Source organism: Pantoea sp. SGAir0180, assembly GCF_043546245.1.
In genome coordinates this window covers 2,742,049-2,758,343 of record NZ_CP028071.1, presented here as the reverse complement: position 1 = coordinate 2,758,343, position 16,295 = coordinate 2,742,049, and the positions used below count along the sequence as shown (strand labels likewise).

General features: G+C 52.9%; 16 protein-coding genes. 4 read left to right on the top strand and 12 right to left on the bottom strand.

Annotated elements, in window-relative coordinates; translation table 11 throughout:
- Nucleotides 1-7: 7 nt before the first annotated feature.
- Both ispA and xseB read right to left on the bottom strand, forming a co-directional pair.
- The gene (gene ispA, locus C1N58_RS13130) at nucleotides 8-907 is read right to left on the bottom strand and encodes a (2E,6E)-farnesyl diphosphate synthase (protein ID WP_033738647.1); all 900 of its coding nucleotides are present in this window, start codon (nucleotides 905-907) and stop codon (nucleotides 8-10) included.
- Nucleotides 907-1,149: an exodeoxyribonuclease VII small subunit gene (gene xseB / locus C1N58_RS13125; RefSeq protein ID WP_006117975.1), complete on the bottom strand. Its 243-nt coding sequence runs from the start codon at nucleotides 1,147-1,149 to the stop codon at nucleotides 907-909. The genes ispA and xseB overlap by 1 nt, the downstream gene beginning before the upstream one ends.
- A gap of 232 nt (nucleotides 1,150-1,381) precedes the next feature.
- On the opposite strand from xseB, the gene thiI reads away from it, so the two are divergent.
- On the top strand, nucleotides 1,382-2,830 hold the full coding sequence (thiI, locus tag C1N58_RS13120) for a tRNA uracil 4-sulfurtransferase ThiI (RefSeq protein WP_039338476.1): 1,449 nt from the start codon (nucleotides 1,382-1,384) through the stop codon (nucleotides 2,828-2,830).
- A 96-nt stretch (nucleotides 2,831-2,926) separates the two neighbouring features.
- Here the strand turns inward: thiI and yajL are convergent, their stop codons facing one another.
- Together yajL and panE are read right to left on the bottom strand one after the other, a co-directional pair.
- A complete protein-coding gene (gene yajL, locus C1N58_RS13115; RefSeq protein WP_394564229.1) occupies nucleotides 2,927-3,526 on the bottom strand; it encodes a protein deglycase YajL in 600 nt (199 codons plus the stop codon).
- Nucleotides 3,480-4,400 (bottom strand): 2-dehydropantoate 2-reductase, encoded by a 921-nt coding sequence (gene panE, locus C1N58_RS13110; RefSeq protein WP_054688072.1) that lies wholly within the window; start codon nucleotides 4,398-4,400, stop codon nucleotides 3,480-3,482. The genes yajL and panE overlap by 47 nt, the downstream gene beginning before the upstream one ends.
- 133 nt (nucleotides 4,401-4,533) lie before the next feature.
- Here panE and C1N58_RS13105 point away from each other — a divergent pair, with 133 nt between their 5' ends.
- Nucleotides 4,534-5,025 carry a YajQ family cyclic di-GMP-binding protein gene (locus C1N58_RS13105; protein ID WP_006117971.1) on the top strand — a complete coding sequence of 164 codons (492 nt, stop codon included), beginning with the start codon at nucleotides 4,534-4,536 and terminating at the stop codon, nucleotides 5,023-5,025.
- Between the two features lie 237 nt (nucleotides 5,026-5,262).
- Here C1N58_RS13105 and C1N58_RS13100 read toward each other — a convergent pair whose 3' ends face one another.
- From C1N58_RS13100 to C1N58_RS13065, 8 genes are all read right to left on the bottom strand, one after another.
- Entirely contained in the window at nucleotides 5,263-6,627 is a 1,365-nt protein-coding gene (locus tag C1N58_RS13100) for an MFS transporter (RefSeq protein WP_006117970.1), read from the bottom strand.
- Nucleotides 6,628-6,759: 132 nt separating this feature from the next.
- Complete coding sequence (gene cyoE, locus C1N58_RS13095; RefSeq protein ID WP_006117969.1) at nucleotides 6,760-7,647, bottom strand: heme o synthase; 888 nt, start codon at nucleotides 7,645-7,647, stop codon at nucleotides 6,760-6,762.
- Nucleotides 7,648-7,659: 12 nt separating this feature from the next.
- The gene (locus tag C1N58_RS13090) at nucleotides 7,660-7,989 is read right to left on the bottom strand and encodes a cytochrome o ubiquinol oxidase subunit IV (protein WP_006117967.1); all 330 of its coding nucleotides are present in this window, start codon (nucleotides 7,987-7,989) and stop codon (nucleotides 7,660-7,662) included.
- Entirely contained in the window at nucleotides 7,989-8,600 is a 612-nt protein-coding gene (locus tag C1N58_RS13085) for a cytochrome o ubiquinol oxidase subunit III (protein ID WP_006117966.1), read from the bottom strand. Before C1N58_RS13085 ends, C1N58_RS13090 begins: the two co-directional genes overlap by 1 nt.
- Nucleotides 8,600-10,582 (bottom strand): cytochrome o ubiquinol oxidase subunit I, encoded by a 1,983-nt coding sequence (gene cyoB, locus C1N58_RS13080; protein WP_033738655.1) that lies wholly within the window; start codon nucleotides 10,580-10,582, stop codon nucleotides 8,600-8,602. Before cyoB ends, C1N58_RS13085 begins: the two co-directional genes overlap by 1 nt.
- Nucleotides 10,583-10,586: 4 nt before the next feature.
- Complete coding sequence (gene cyoA / locus C1N58_RS13075) at nucleotides 10,587-11,513, bottom strand: cytochrome o ubiquinol oxidase subunit II (RefSeq protein WP_033738657.1); 927 nt, start codon at nucleotides 11,511-11,513, stop codon at nucleotides 10,587-10,589.
- Between the two features lie 446 nt (nucleotides 11,514-11,959).
- Nucleotides 11,960-13,432: a muropeptide MFS transporter AmpG gene (ampG, locus tag C1N58_RS13070; RefSeq protein WP_006117963.1), complete on the bottom strand. Its 1,473-nt coding sequence runs from the start codon at nucleotides 13,430-13,432 to the stop codon at nucleotides 11,960-11,962.
- Nucleotides 13,433-13,478: 46 nt separating this feature from the next.
- A complete protein-coding gene (locus C1N58_RS13065) occupies nucleotides 13,479-14,057 on the bottom strand; it encodes a lipoprotein (protein ID WP_006117962.1) in 579 nt (192 codons plus the stop codon).
- 266 nt (nucleotides 14,058-14,323) lie between these two features.
- Here C1N58_RS13065 and bolA point away from each other — a divergent pair, with 266 nt between their 5' ends.
- Entirely contained in the window at nucleotides 14,324-14,638 is a 315-nt protein-coding gene (gene bolA, locus C1N58_RS13060) for a transcriptional regulator BolA (protein WP_006117961.1), read from the top strand.
- A 294-nt stretch (nucleotides 14,639-14,932) separates the two neighbouring features.
- Entirely contained in the window at nucleotides 14,933-16,237 is a 1,305-nt protein-coding gene (gene tig / locus C1N58_RS13055; protein ID WP_039338475.1) for a trigger factor, read from the top strand.
- Nucleotides 16,238-16,295: the final 58 nt, after the last annotated feature.

Below are 16,295 nucleotides of genomic sequence, written 5' to 3'. Positions count from 1 at the left end.
ATGGAAGTTATTTATCGCGTTCAATTACGAAGCTCGCCAGCGCCTTCAGGGCAGAGGTGTCATAGGATTTTGCAGAGAGCATGTGCAAAGCATCCACGGCTTCCTGGTATAAATCCAGTGCCTTAATCCGGGCATTATCCAGACCCATCAATGAAGGATAGGTGCTTTTTCCAAGATCTTGATCGGCACCTTGACGTTTTCCGATAACGGCTGTGTCGCCCGTCACATCCAGGATGTCATCCTGCACCTGAAAGGCCAGGCCGATGGCATCCGCATAGCGGTCAAGATACGGCAGCGCTTCACGGCCCGCGTCGCCGGCAGCAAAGGCACCGAGACGCACGGCTGAGCGAATCAACGCCCCCGTTTTGTGACGATGGATCTGTTCCAGTTGATGAAGATCGACAGACTGACCTTCTGCCGCCAGATCCAGCGCCTGCCCGCCGCACATACCCGCTACGCCGCTGGCCCTGGCCAGCTCTGACAGCATAGCGAGGCGGTATTCTGCACTCACGCCCGGCATGGGCTGGTCGGCCAGAATAGAAAAGGCCAGCGTTTGTAGCGCATCACCGGCAAGAATGGCGGTATCTTCACCATATTTGATATGGCAGGTTGGTTGCCCACGACGTAACGCATCATCGTCCATTGCCGGCAAATCGTCATGAATCAGTGAATAGGCGTGAATACATTCGACAGCCGCTGCAGGCACATCGAGACTGGCTTTATTCGCATTGAGCATGGTGCCGGTTGCGTAAACCAGAAACGGGCGCATGCGTTTGCCACCTAATAGTGCCCCATACTGCATGGCATTCACCAGAGGAGAACTCTGAAAAGGGAGGGCATCCAGGTAGCCCATCAACGCGTGATTCACCTGCTGGTGATACGCATTGAGCAGTTCAGGAAAATCCATTAGTTGTTTTCCGGCGTGAAAGAGGAGAGATCGGCATCGTTATCGTCGCTGAGGAGAATGCGCACGCGCTGCTCGGCTTGCTGCAACGTTTGCTGGCCATTGCGCGCTAACTGCACGCCGCGCTCAAATTCATTCAGGGCGTCTTCCAACGGCAGTTCACCACTTTCCAGACGATTAACAATCTGCTCCAGCTGCTGCAATGACGTTTCAAAGCTGGCTGGCTGTTCGGCTTTTTTCGGCATATTTCGTGTCGACTCACGGTTGGAACGTTATCTTGCAATCGGTCATGGTAGCTGAGAGAGAATGATTAGCAAAATAATCAATGTGCATGCTGTTGCAGAAGCAGTCACCGGGTAAAGGTGATATACTCTCGCGCCTCGGATGCGGATGCGCCTGTCACCCCGCAATTTTATGATCTTACCAGCTAAGTGCAGCCTGTTTTAGCACTTATTTGCCCAACGAAGCTGTATTGCCATGAAGTTTATCGTCAAGTTATTTCCTGAAATCACCATCAAGAGTCAGTCGGTGCGTCTGCGCTTTATTAAGATTCTTGCCAGTAATATCCGCAACGTGCTCAAAACGGTCAGCGATGAGATCGCGGTGGTGCGTTTTTGGGATCATATTGAAGTGCGCTGCAAAGATGAAGCCATGCGGCAGATTATTCCCGATGAGCTGATGCGCATCCCGGGTATTCATCATGTTCTTGCGGTTGAAGAGCGCGAATATACCGACATCCACGATATTTTCGAGCAGACGCTGGCACAGTATCGCGACAGCCTGGAAAACAAAACCTTTTGCGTGCGGGTTAAGCGCCGTGGCAAACACAGCTTCAGTTCGCAGGACGTCGAACGCTATGTTGGCGGCGGGCTAAATCAGCACATCGCCAGCGCCACCGTTCAGCTTAAGAAACCTGAGGTGACGGTTAACCTCGAAGTGGAAGAAAACCGCTTAACGCTGGTCACCGCACGCTATGAAGGGCTGGGCGGCTTCCCGATTGGTACCCAGGAAGATGTGCTGTCGCTGATCTCGGGGGGATTTGACTCCGGCGTTTCCAGCTACATGCTGATGCGTCGTGGCAGCCGCGTTCACTACTGCTTCTTTAACCTGGGCGGCGCGGCACATGAAATCGGCGTACGTCAGGTCGCCCATTATCTGTGGAACCGCTTTGGCCGTTCGCACCGTGTGCGTTTTGTGGCAATCAACTTTGAGCCAGTTGTCGGCGAAATTTTAGAAAAAATCGACGACGGTCAAATGGGCGTGGTGCTGAAACGTATGATGGTCCGTGCAGCCTCAATGGTGGCGGAACGTTATGGCGTACAGGCCCTGGTCACAGGCGAAGCGGTGGGGCAGGTCTCCAGCCAGACGCTGACCAATCTGCGACTGATCGACAATGCCTCCGATACGTTGATTTTGCGCCCGCTGATTTCCCACGACAAAGAGCACATTATTAAAGTGGCGCGTGAAATCGGCACCGAAGACTTTGCCAGCACCATGCCGGAATATTGTGGCGTGATTTCGAAAAGCCCGACGGTCAAAGCGGTAAAAGGCAAAATCGAAGCCGAAGAAAGCCAGTTTGATTTCGCGATTCTGGAACGTATGGTGGCCGAGGCGACCAATGTGGATATTCGCGAAATCGCGGAGCAGACGCAGGAAGAGGTGGTTGAGGTTGAGACGGTCGGCTTGCTGAACGAAAACGACAGCGTGCTGGATATCCGCTCCGTGGATGAGCAGGAAGACAAACCGCTACAGCTGGCGGGAACGGAGGTGAAGTCGATGCCTTTCTACAAACTCAGTACGCAGTTTGGCGACCTTGATCAGAACAAAACCTGGCTGTTGTACTGCGATCGCGGTGTGATGAGTAAATTACAGGCGCTCTATCTGCATGAGCAGGGGTTTAAAAACGTGAAGGTATATCGTCCGTAATCCGCATAGCGGTCACTGACCGCTTCCCCCTGTGCTCGCCTTGCGTACCAGGGCAAGACGAGCACAGAGCGTCCGGCAGGCGTCTGAACCGGCGACTTAACTGGCCTGATAGTCGTAAATACCCGGCGCCAGCACCAGTTGTGCCGCGACCTCACGTGCTTTATCACTGCCTGCTAGCAAATCAATTAATTTCAGCGCAAAATCCATCGCCGTGCCCGGTCCCTGACTGGTGAGCAAATTGACTCGCGGATCCCAGACGACACGACGTTCCATCCATTTCTCTTCCGGTATGGTGGACTTTAAACCGGGGTACCCTGTCATATTGCCGACCGGAAACAGTTTATGCGGCACCAGTACCGTGCCAGCGGCTGCGCAGATGGCCGCAACAATACGTCCTGACAAATGAAACTGGCGTACGGTTTCAACCAACAGCGGACTGTCACGAAATGTCTCGGCTCCTTTTAGTCCGCCGGGCAGGACAATGGCATCGTAGGCGTTGTCCGCCACCTCGACCAGCGGGACGTCGGCCAGCAGGCGAACGCCGCGCGAACAGACGATTTCACGGCAGCCATCGCTTTCCACGCTGGCGGTCACCGTTTTTATCCCGCCACGGACCAGCAGATCGAGTGTGGTAACGGCTTCCGTCTCTTCACTGCCATGAGCCAGACAGACCAGTACCGAGGCGTTCGCGCCCATAATAAGACTCCTTGCGTTTAATCATGTCGTACAGCCGGGTGTTTTCAGGTAACACTAAGCCGTGAGTGCGTGCGCGACGCAGCAGAAAGCCGGTGATGTATTCAATTTCCGTCAGTCGCTGAGCGCGTATATCCTGCAGCATTGATGAGGTGTTGGCGGCGGTCGTCTCAATCACATTCAGCACCTGATCCTGCAGGCTCTGGCTGGCCACGGACTGGCCTTCATGCTCCATAACCCAACTGATTTCGTCACATAAGGTGATGATGTCTGCCTGATGCTGACGCAGTGCGCCATTCTGACAGTCGTAAATCACGCTGAGTGGGTTGATCACACAGTTTACCGCCAGCTTACGCCAGCAGGCCGCCCGGATATTGTCATGCCAGGCGACATCGGGCAGCGCTTCGTGCAGCACATCGGCGACCTCACTCCAGTGCTCGCTTTTACGGTTGCCGGGACCAATATGGGTGACGCCCGTGGCGACGTGCTTAATGACCGTGCCATCCCGCATTGCGGCGTGCGTGGTGATACCGCGTAACAGCGGCTGCGTCAGACCTTTTAATTCGCCAAGCGTGCCCATGCCATTGTGCAACAACAAAACCGGGCAGTTTTCTGACATCACGCTTTCCAGATTTTTTACGGCCGTTGATACCTGCGGGGCTTTCAGCGTCACCAACAGCAGTTGGCTCTGCGCCAAAAACAGCGGATCGTTGGCAATGAAGGTCCGGTTCGTCACGCGCCCCAGCGGATCGATTACATTTGCTGAGCAGTAGGGCTGAGGTACGCGTAACCAGCCCTGGACATCGTGCCCGCAATGGGCAAGAGCGGTGAGCCACACCTGGCCCAATGCGCCACATCCTAATACGGTTATTTTCATGCTGCCTCCCGCTCGCGGGCTTATTATTTATGCGCTGTGGCAATGAGTTAAGTATAGCGCTACACAGTGCGATTTTATTTAGTGCCGTAAGACGCGTATTATGCATGCCAGTTTAGCCTCAGGAGAAGAAGAGATGCCATCTTTCGATATCGTTTCAGAAGTCGACATGCAGGAAGTTCGCAACGCAGTAGAGAATGCTAACCGTGAACTGTCGACGCGTTTTGATTTTCGCAACGTCACTGCCAGTTACGAACTCAATGAAAAAAATGAAACCATTAAGGTCATCAGTGAATCGGATTTTCAGGTAAAGCAGCTGGTGGATATCCTGCGCGAGAAAATGCTCAAGCGCGGTATTGAAGGCGCGGCGCTGGAAGTACCAGAAGAGATTGAACACAGCGGCAAAAGCTGGAGCGTGGATGCCAAAATGAAAAAAGGCATTGAAAGCGACGTCGCGAAAAAGCTGGTGAAGCTGATTAAAGACAGCAAGCTGAAAGTGCAGACGCAGATTCAGGGCGAATCTCTGCGCGTAACGGGTAAGTCTCGTGATGATTTACAGGGCGCAATGGCGCTGGTGCGTAATGGCAACCTGGGCCAGCCTTTCCAGTTCAAAAACTTCCGCGATTAATCCCTCCACTCAGCACGTTAGCACAGGATGCCCTCTGAGGCATCCTGTCGGGTTGGCAGCCTGACTGTGACACCAGTCTGGCTGTCACTGATCCCCTTCCGCGACAGCAACGCTTTTGCCCTGCAAGGTGCTGATGTCCGTGACGTAAATTGCGTGACCAGAGGGACGCATTTTGCGCGGGGATAAACGGGAGGAACCGGGTTTGTCAAAGACAACAAACCCGGTGAGGGCAGGGGATTAGCCACCGCCGATAAGGGCTTCAAGCTCCGGTCGGCTGGTGATCTTACTGTCGATCTTAATGTAAGCGCTTTTTTCTTCCGGTACGATCAGCACCGCGTTCACTCCAGGCTGGGCCTTCAGGCGCTTCTCCAGATTCGGTACTGCCAGCGCCGCATCACTCAGCACAATGCGCAGACTGCTGACGTAGGGCGGTTCCTGCATGGTCATACTGACGAACAGCCAGATTGCCGCCACAATCGCTCCCACCATAAACACAGTTTGCGCATCAAAATGACCGAACACCCAACCGCCCAGGCTTCCGCCGATCGCAACGCCCAGAAACTGGCTGGTGGAGTAAAGCCCCATTGCTGTCCCTTTGTAACCGGCAGGCGATTCCTTACTGACCAGGGAAGGCAGGATGGCTTCCATCAGGTTAAAGGCAAGGAAGAAGAGCTGTACGCCGAGCACCAGCGTCCAGAAATGGCCCTGTGCGCCCCATAAAACAATTTCTGCGATGACCATCATGCCGACACAGCCGACAAAGACGCGCTTCATTTTGCGCTTCACTTCCGCATAAATGATAAAAGGCACGACGCCCGCAAAGGCGATCAGCATGGTCGTTAAATAGACCTTCCAGTGTTCTGATGGCGGTAATCCCGCCTGCTCAAACTGGTCGGGCAGCGCAACAAAGCTCGACATCAACAGGATATGCAAAAAGAAGATGCCAAGATTCAGTTTTACCAGGCGCGGGTTGGCCAGCACTTTTTTAAAGCTGCCGCGCACCATGCCCGACTCACGGTTCAGGACATGCTGAGTGGAGGAGGGGACCACCCAAAGCGTAATGAGAATACCCAGCGTCGCCAGCGTTGCGATCATCCAGAACAGCGCATGCAGGCCCAGTGCGTGGGTCACAATCGGTCCCACCACCATCGCAATCGCAAAGGTAACGCCAAAACTGATGCCAATAAACGCCATCGCCTTGGTGCGGTTCTGTTCACGCGTTAAATCCGACAGCAGCGCCATCACGGCGGCCGCAATCGCGCCCGAACCCTGCAACGCCCGGCCAAGGATGATGCCCCAAATGGATTCCGTGCTGGCGGCAATCACGCTGCCAAGGACAAACAGCAGCAGGCCGCCCACAATCAGAGGCTTGCGTCCAATACGATCGGACAGCAGGCCAAAGGGGATCTGGAAAATGGCCTGAGCCAGGCCATAAATGCCAATGGCCAGACCGATTAAGGTTTCACTCGCTCCCTGGAGCGCCATGCCATAGGTGGTCAATACCGGCAGGACCATAAACATTCCCAGCATACGCAGGGAAAAGACCGTGCCAAGGCCCCATGTGGCGCGCAGCTCCACCGGAGTCATTTTGTTATCGTTCATTCCTACCTCTGTTGATGTGCTGCATTTATTTTAGGGAGGGAGAGTGGAAGGGTAAAACAATAGTTCTTAAGCAGTCGTAACAAAAAGAAAGGGCGCGAAAATCGCGCCCGTTTCATGCTGTTTTGGTACACATCAGCGCACGTAAGTCAGCAAATCTTTTGACGCAGGCGTCATGAAATCCACTGACATCATCACGCTCAGCGCGGTGATGGCGACGATGGAGAAGACAAACAGTTTACGTGCCCAAACCCGATCGTTTGAGGTTTTATAACCTGACAGCGCCATGCCCAGCCACCAGACGCTGACGGCAGCGGCAACGACCAGATACTTATAGCCTGCATAGCCACCCAGCGTCAGCATCAGCGTGGCAATCATAAACGCCAGGATATAAAGCGTAATATGATTTTTTGCTACAGAGATGCCTTTCACAACCGGTAAGACCGGGATGTTGGCAGCCTGGTAATCCTTAAAGCGGAAGATAGCAATCGCATAAGAGTGCGGCATCTGCCACAGGCTAAAAATCGCCAGCAGGATCAGGGCGCCCGCATCGAACTCATTGGTCACGGCACAGTAGCCAATCACCGGCGGCGCAGCGCCAGACAAGCTACCAATCAGCGTACCGTAAACCGAATGACGCTTCATATACAGGCTGTAAACGCCAACGTATACCACGAAGCCCATCACCGCCAGCCACATGGCCAGCGGGTTAGCACCGAAATACAGCAGTGCAAAGCCAGCAATACCCAACACAGTGGCATACACCAGGCTTACTTTCGCGGAGATAAGGCCTTTAACCAGCACCCGATTCCTGGTTCTCTCCATCTTGATGTCGATATCACGGTCAATCACGTTGTTGAAGACACAACCTGACGCAACCACCAGCGACACGCCAACCAGTGAGGTGAGAAACAGGGCGTAATCAATGCTGCCCTTAGAGGCCAGCAAAAATCCGCCAATCACAGAAATTAAATTCCCGAAAATAATTCCTGGCTTTGTAACTTGCAGGTATTGCTTAAACATTACACAGACTCTTTAGTGGGGCATCATGTTGTAGTTGAGGTTCCACATGATCCACAGTGAGCCAACCACAACAATCAGGATAATGATTGCTGAGAAGACAATGGCCACCATGTTCCAGCCGCCCTCAGATTTGCTGTCCAGATGCAGGAAGTAAACCAGGTGAACCAGCACCTGAACGACTGCACAGACCAGCACAACGCCGAGGATGGTTCCATGAGAAGCACTACCATCCATTACCATCCAGAACGGGATTGCCGTCAGGATGATAGAGAGGATGAAGCCGATCATGTAAGACTTCACGCTACCGTGTGATGCACCATGTTCGTTAACAGAATGACTCATTACATGGCTCCCATCAGATAAACAACGGTAAACACGCAGATCCAAACCACGTCCAGGAAGTGCCAGAACAGGCTCAGACACATGATACGGGTACGGTTAGTGGCGTTCAGACCGCGTTTCGCGATCTGGAACATCAGCACGGCCATCCAGATCAGACCCGAGGTCACGTGCAGACCGTGCGTACCGACCAGTGTAAAGAAGCCGGACAGGAAGCCACTACGGTTTGGACCGAAGCCTTCAGCAATCAGGTGATGGAATTCATAGATTTCCATCCCGATAAAGCCCGCACCAAACAGGAAGGTCAACGCCAGCCAGCCGATAACGGCGCCTTTGTTTTCCTTGTTCATGGCGATAACAGCCATGCCGTAGGTGATGGAGCTTAATAACAGCAGGGCGGTTTCAACCAGCACGAACGGCAGTTCAAAGATATCTTTGCCTGCCGGGCCGCCGGCGGTGTTGTTAACCATAACTGCATAGGTCGCAAACAGGGTTGCAAAGATAATGCAGTCACTCATCAGGTAGATCCAGAAGCCAAAGACTTTATTGGCTCCTGCATCGTGATGCCCATGCTCCGCATGGGCGTCGTGGTGGTGTTTTACGGTAGTTGACATTATTTCAGACCTGCTTTGCTGATTTCGTCAAAGTGCTGCTTTTCAATCTTCTCTACTTCGGCAACAGGGACGTAGTAGTCCACGTCTTCGTCGAAGCTCTTCACGATCCAGCTTACGATCATGCCGAGGAAAGTAAGACCTGCCAGCCACCAGATATGCCAGATCATCGCAAAACCGAAGATGGTCGCAAACGCGGCAATAACAATCGCAGCACCGCTGTTTTTCGGCATATGAATTTCTTCATATTTAGCCGGCTGCTTGTACGCTTCGCCTTTCTCTTTCATTTCCCAGAAAGCGTCACGCTCATGCACATGCGGGATAACAGCAAAGTTATAGAACGGCGGTGGTGAAGAGGTTGCCCACTCCAGCGTACGGCCACCCCACGGATCGCCAGTCAGGTCACGGTTCTGGTCGCGGTCACGTACAGACACGTAGAACATGATCAGCTGACAAATAATACCGCAGGCAATCAGACCCGCACCTACCGCTGCAACAACCAGCAGAGAGTGGAACTGAGGATCGATATCCTGGCTCAGACGACGGGTCATTCCCATGAAGCCCAGTGCGTACAGCGGCATAAAGGCAACGAAGAAGCCGATGATCCAGAACCAGAAAGCACGTTTGCCCCAGGTTTCGTTCAGGGTAAAGCCGAAGGCTTTCGGGAACCAGTAGGTCACACCCGCCATACAACCGAATACCACACCACCGATAATCACGTTATGGAAGTGCGCAATCAGGAACAGACTGTTGTGCAGGACAAAGTCAGCGCCCGGAACGGCCAGCAGAACACCGGTCATACCACCCACAGAGAAGGTGACCAGGAAGCCTACGGTCCACAGCATCGCAGAGTGCATCTGAATGCGACCCTGATACATGGTGAACAGCCAGTTAAAGATTTTAACCCCGGTCGGAATCGCGATGATCATCGTCATGATACCGAAGAAGGCGTTAACGTTGGCACCGGCACCCATGGTGAAGAAGTGGTGCAGCCAGACGATGAACGACAACACGGTAATGGCGATGGTCGCCCAGACCAGTGAGGTATAACCAAACAGACGTTTTTTCGAGAAGGTGGCCGTGACTTCAGAGAAGACACCAAACACCGGCAGAACAAGAATGTACACCTCTGGGTGACCCCAGACCCAGATCAGGTTGACGTACATCATCATGTTACCGCCCATATCATTAGTAAAGAAATGGAAGTCGAGGTAACGATCAAGTGTCAACAGCGCCAGAGTCACGGTCAGAACCGGGAACGCAGCGATGATCAGGACGTTGGTGCACAGCGCAGCCCAGGTAAAGACGGGCATTTTGAACAGGTCCATGCCCGGCGCACGCATCTTCAGAATGGTCACGAAGAAGTTAATACCGGTCAGGGTTGTACCAATACCGGAAAGCTGGAGACTCCAGATCCAGTAATCCACCCCCACGCCGGGACTGTATTCTGCCCCCGACAGCGGTGGATAGGCCAGCCAGCCAGTTTGCGCGAATTCGCCGACACCCAGAGACAGGTTAACCAGAATCACACCGATTGCGGTAAACCAGAAGCTCAGGTTGTTCAGGAACGGGAAGGCAACGTCACGCGCACCGATTTGCAACGGTACGGCAATGTTCATCAGGCCCACCACGAATGGCATCGCCACGAAGAAGATCATGATTACGCCGTGAGCGGTAAAGATCTGGTCGTAGTGATGAGGGGGCAATATGCCTGCTTCCCCGGAGGAAGCCAGAACCTGTTGGGTACGCATCATCACGGCGTCAGCAAAGCCGCGCAGCAGCATGACGAACGCCATGATGATATACATGATACCCAGTTTTTTATGGTCGATTGACGTCAGCCATTCAGACCACAGATATTTCCACTTACCAAAGTAGGTGATGGCAGAGACGATCGCCAGACCTGCAATGATGATGCCGGCAACCGTAACCATGATAATCGGTTCATGGTAGGGCACTGCATCCAGAGTTAATTTTCCGAACATCGTATTATTCCTCGGCTCCCGCGGTAGCGGTGTGACTCATGTCCATGCCTTTGTGTTCAGACATGTCCATTTTCCCGTGGCTATTCATGAACTTGTTAATGACCTGCAAGAACAGTTCAGGATTAGCTGAAGAGAAATATTCCACCGGGTGATTTTCGCTTGGCACAGCCACTTTCTCGAAATCATCCATCGTCATCAGCGTGTTAGGTGCCGCTTTTACTTTGGCAACCCACTGCTGGAACTCCGCATCGTCTTTGGTTGCAATGGCTTTGAACTTCATGCCAGAGAAACCGCGACCACTGAAGTTGGCGGAAATACCGTCGAAAGTTCCTGGCTCGTTGGCAATCAGGTGCAGTTTGGTCTGCATGCCCGCCATCGCGTAGATCTGGCTACCGAGCGTAGGAATAAAGAAGGAGTTCATGACGGAGTTGGAGGTGATTTTGAAGTTAACCGGGGTGTTTGCCGGGAAGGCAATCTGGTTAACTGTCGCAATACCTTGTTCTGGATAAATGAATAACCATTTCCAGTCCAGAGCAACGACGTCAATTTCAACCGGTTTCACGTCAGAGGCCAGGGGTTTGCTTGGCTCCAGCGCATGGGTTGATTTCCAGGTCAGTACACCAAGGAAAACGATGATCAGGATCGGAATGGTCCAGACCACAGCTTCCACTTTATTGGAGTGTGACCAGTTAGGACTGTACTTAGCATTCGTGTTCGACGCCCGATATTTCCAGGCAAACACGACGGCCATTAAGACTGCAGGAATCACGACGATCATCATCAGACCAAAAGCGGTCAGTATCAGCGAACGTTGCTCCAGCGCAATCTGTCCTTTGGGATTTAACAATGCATTATCGCAGCCACTCATTAATAAAGTGCCTGCGATTAATGACAAAATCCCCAAACTTTTATTGTATTTACTGAGTCTCATTTAACGACCTCAATGACAAAGGGCTCTATTGTCGTTTAAGTGTGCGCGCATTTTACGGGAAGGTTTATGCAGTGTAAACCAGCTTAAGGATGTGTCAGAACCATGTTGACACCTTTTGCTAAGGGTGTCACAGATGTTGTTCTCGGTGACAAATTATTAACGTGGACAAGCAGTTGGCAGTAATATAACAAAAAGAGATGGATGCGGGGTTAAACAAAAGTAGGAAAGGAATAACCCTGACTTTTAATACCCAATTATTTAACAATATTGCATCATTTTTTCTCTAATTTTTAACTTAATTAATTGCGTACCGGATTTAAATATCTTGCCCGAAGCGCGCACATGATAAAAATATTTTTTGTAAATTGACACGCAAAGACAAATTAGGTGCGCTTAACCAATTGGCTGAAATGGCACCTGCGACTGTGCGATTATGAGGCAAAAGGTCAATTCCCGGCCTTTCTCAATGCGCGATAATCCAGCACCACACCGGACAGCACACCGCAAAGCGCCAGCGCCATACCGGCTTCAAACAGCGGAGCCAGCCACGCCGAAAGCGTGAGCATACCCGTTGCATTCAGCGCCAGCGACAGCAGCCATAGCGCCAGTAACCCGCATCCGCCTGCAAACAGCCGTTTCGTCCAACGGTAGCCTGTGGAAAAATAGCGGCGCGGCAAAAACTGGCCGGTTTTTTGGGTAAAGTCCAGTGTACCGCGACAAAAAGCCAGCAGGGCCAGGCCCGGCAGACCGGCGAAAACGGTAAAGGCGTAGAACGTTGGCCAGCCCCAGATCTCGACCAGATAACCGGCTGCAGGTCCCACGTAAACCCGGCCTACCGCTGAAAGCGCAGACAGCAGGGCGAACTGCGTCGCCGAGAAGGACTTATTACACAGCGTCATCAGCAGCGCGACAAACGCAGCGGTTCCCATTCCGCCACACAGGTTCTCAATAAAGACCGCGCTCGCCATGCTCCAGAGGTGTTTGTCGGTGACCGCCAGCAGCCAGTAGCCGAAATTCGACACCGCCTGGAGCAGGCCAAAAATCATTAACGCGCGAAACAGGCTCAGGCGCTGCATCAGCATGCCGCCATAAAGCGCGCCAATGATGGTCGCCAGCAAGCCCAGCGTTTTGTTTACCAGCCCGACGTCGCCCGGATTAAATCCCACGCCGCGAATCAAAAAGGTGGTGGTGAGAGAGGCGGCAAATGCATCGCCGAGCTTGTAAAGAATGATGAGCGTGATCAGCAGCCAGGCGTTGTTGCGATTAAAAAAATCGTGCAGAGGATCGACAACCGCCTGACGTAGCGTGCGCGGCGCGGCCTGCGCGTTGTCCGGCTCTTTGGCAAGACAGGTTGCGATAAGACAGGGCAGCAGGAGCAGGGCCATGAGCCAGTAAGTCGCCTCCCAGCCGAGATAGCGATCGGCCAGCCACAGCGCCAGACCGCCCGATATCAACATTGCCAGGCGATAGCCTAACACCGTGATGGCAGCGCCACTTCCGCGTTCTTCCGGCGGCAACACATCCGTTTTCCAGGCATCGAAGACGATATCCTGTGACGCAGAACAGAATGCAATCAGTACCGCCAGTGCCGCCATCAGGGTTAAATCCCGGCTGGGCTGCAAAAAGCCCATTGCCACAATGCTGGCCACCAGTGCCAGTTGCGTAATGAGCAACCAGCCTCTGCGCCGACCGAGAAGCGGCGGCGTGAAGCGATCCATCATGGGGGACCAGAGAAACTTAAACACATAGGCCTGGCCCACCAGTGAAAAGAATCCGATGGTTTTCAAATCGATATTATCCACCGTCATCCACGCCTGCAGCGTCCCGCTGGTTAAGGCCAGAGGCAAACCTGATGCGAATCCCAGAAGGAGTAAAATGGCTGCATTTTTTTGGCGGAAGACACGGAAGTAGTGATTCATACTGACCTTGAAAAGTGCCCGGCCGGGTGCCGGGCAAAAGACCTGATTAACGGGCGTTTTGTTTGATGAAGTCGTTGACGCTGGTGTCCTGCGCCATATCGGCGATCACGTCGCTCAGCGTAGAATTCACCGCATTGGTGATTTTCTGATTGGTGGCGCTGAAAGCCCCTTCTACGCTGTAGGTCTGGCGGTAATTTTTAATCTGTTTATTGCCATTTTTCGCGGTCGCCACGATAGAGATATCCGCCTTGGTGGTAATGCTGTAACGCACATCACCCTGGGTGACGTCGGCATACAGATTATTGACGATGATTTGCAGATCAACCGCGCCATTAGGACCGACCATATAGCCGCGCGCTGTCATTTGTTTCTCCAGCACTTCCTGAAGTAAGAAACGCAGATCGCGCGACGGGGTCAGGCTGACCAGTTGTCCATCGCGATTAACTTTTGCCAGCGCCTGATCGCGACGCTGATCGGCGCCGTTGATACTCACCGTAATGCCCATCAGGCTCGGATCGCGCTGTGGCAGCTGAATCTTAGGTTGAATGGTCAATGTGTTGTTGCTGGAAGCGCAACCGGCCAGGATAAAAGCAGCCAGCAGCGGGAATAACAGTTTTTTCAACATACGCTTTCTCGTTAGTGTCATGGGTTGGTGTGCAAAAACTGCGGCCATCATAGCAAAGCGGTGCAGTGAATAAAGCCCTTTGCCACAAGGTAAACCGCGCAAGGCGCTTTTTCTTGCTCTCTACCTTTTCATATTCCCCGCCTGACAAGGCACAAGCGAAGAGGGCGACGGAGTGATAATATTACGTCCGCTGTCGCGTTGCGCAGCCAAAAACGGACTATTATTTAAACAGATGGGGCACAGCGCTCGCCATTGAGGGTAAAACCATGATTCGAGAACAGATAGAAGAGAAGCTGCGCCTGGCTTTTGAGCCGGCTCATCTGGAAGTGCATGATGAAAGCTACCGACACAATGTGCCTGCCGGTTCTGAAAGCCATTTCAAAGTGGTGATTGTCAGCGACGTTTTTACCGGTCAGCGTTTTCTCGCCCGCCATCGCGCAATTTATGGTGAACTCAGTGCTGAGCTGGCGGGAAGTGTTCACGCACTGGCCTTGCATACTTATACCCTGAAAGAGTGGGAAGGATTGCAGGATACGGTACTCGCTTCGCCGAACTGTCGCGGTGCGGGCACACTCGCATAACACCCTCTCTTTTTAAACGGCCTGCGGGCCGTTTTTGTGTTTTATCCTTGCTAAACGCGTTACCTGGCTCAAAAAAGCAGCAAACTCCCTGAAAAGTGGTGACTTAGCGTCCTCGACTCATCTCAGTGATGCCGCTATAATGCTGCGTCTATTTTTCCGGAATGTCTTCGGGACGCTTCTGGTAACAGGGATCAGGTTCTCTTCACGGAAGCCGTCCCGGTTGTTAGATACGGCGCATTAATTAATGTGTGGTGTCTGAAGTTGACCGAGCACGTGATTTTTTGAGGTAACAAGATGCAAGTTTCTGTAGAAACCACTCAGGGCCTGGGCCGTCGCATTACGATTACTGTCGCAGCTGACAGCATCGAAAGCGCCGTTAAAAAAGAACTGGTGGATGTGGCGAAGAAAGTCCGTATCGATGGTTTCCGTAAAGGCAAAGTGCCCATGAACATCGTCGCGCAGCGCTACGGTGCTTCTGTGCGCCAGGACGTGCTGGGCGATCTGATGACGCGTAACTTTGTTGACGCCATCATCAAAGAGAAGATCAATCCGGCTGGCGCGCCTAACTATGTGCCAGGCGAATATAAAGAAGGTCAGGACTTCACCTATGCGGTTGAGTTCGAAGTGTATCCAGAAGTTGAGCTGAAAGGCCTGGAAAACATCGAAGTTGAAAAGCCTCAGGTCGAAGTGACCGACGCCGATGTCGATACCATGCTGGAAACGCTGCGCAAGCAGCAGGCTAACTGGATTGAAACCGACGCTGCAGCGGGTGCTGAAGACCGCGCTACCCTCGATTTCACCGGTTCTGTTGACGGCGAAGAATTCGAAGGCGGTAAAGCATCTGACTTCGTTCTGGCCATGGGCCAGGGCCGTATGATCCCAGGCTTTGAAGAAGGCGTTGTGGGTCACAAAGCAGGCGAAACCTTCACTATCGACGTGAAATTCCCTGACGACTACCACGCGGAAAACCTGAAAGGGAAAGACGCGAAGTTCGAGATCGTGCTGAAGAAAGTGGAAACGCGCGAACTGCCAGAACTGACCGAAGAATTCATCAAGCGTTTCGGCGTGGAAGATGGTTCGGTTGCGGGCCTGCGTGCGGAAGTGCGTAAGAACATGGAACGTGAGCTGAAAGGCGCGATTCGTAACCGCGTGAAGACACAGGCTATCGACGGTCTGGTTGAAGCGAACCCTATTGATGTGCCTGCTGCGCTGATCGACAGCGAAATCGACGTTCTGCGTCGTCAGGCTGCACAACGCTTTGGTGGTAACGAGAAGCAAGCGCTGGAACTGCCACGCGAACTGTTCGAAGAGCAGGCGAAGCGTCGCGTTCTGGTCGGTCTGCTGCTGGGCGAAGTGATTCGCACGCACGAGCTGAAAGCCGATGAAGATCGCGTTAAAGTGCTGATCGAAGAAATGGCGTCTGCTTACGAAGATCCGCAGGAAGTGATCGAGTTCTACAGCAAAAATAACGAGCTGATGAACAACATGCGCAATGTGGCGCTGGAAGAGCAGGCGGTTGAAGCTGTGCTGGCGAAAGCCAAAGTTTCTGAAAAAGAAACTAACTTCCAGGAACTGATGAATCAGACCGCTCAGGCCTGATCGTCCGTTTAACCCCTTGTGCTAAAGCCCGCGCCTGAAAAGTCGCGGGCTTTTTTCT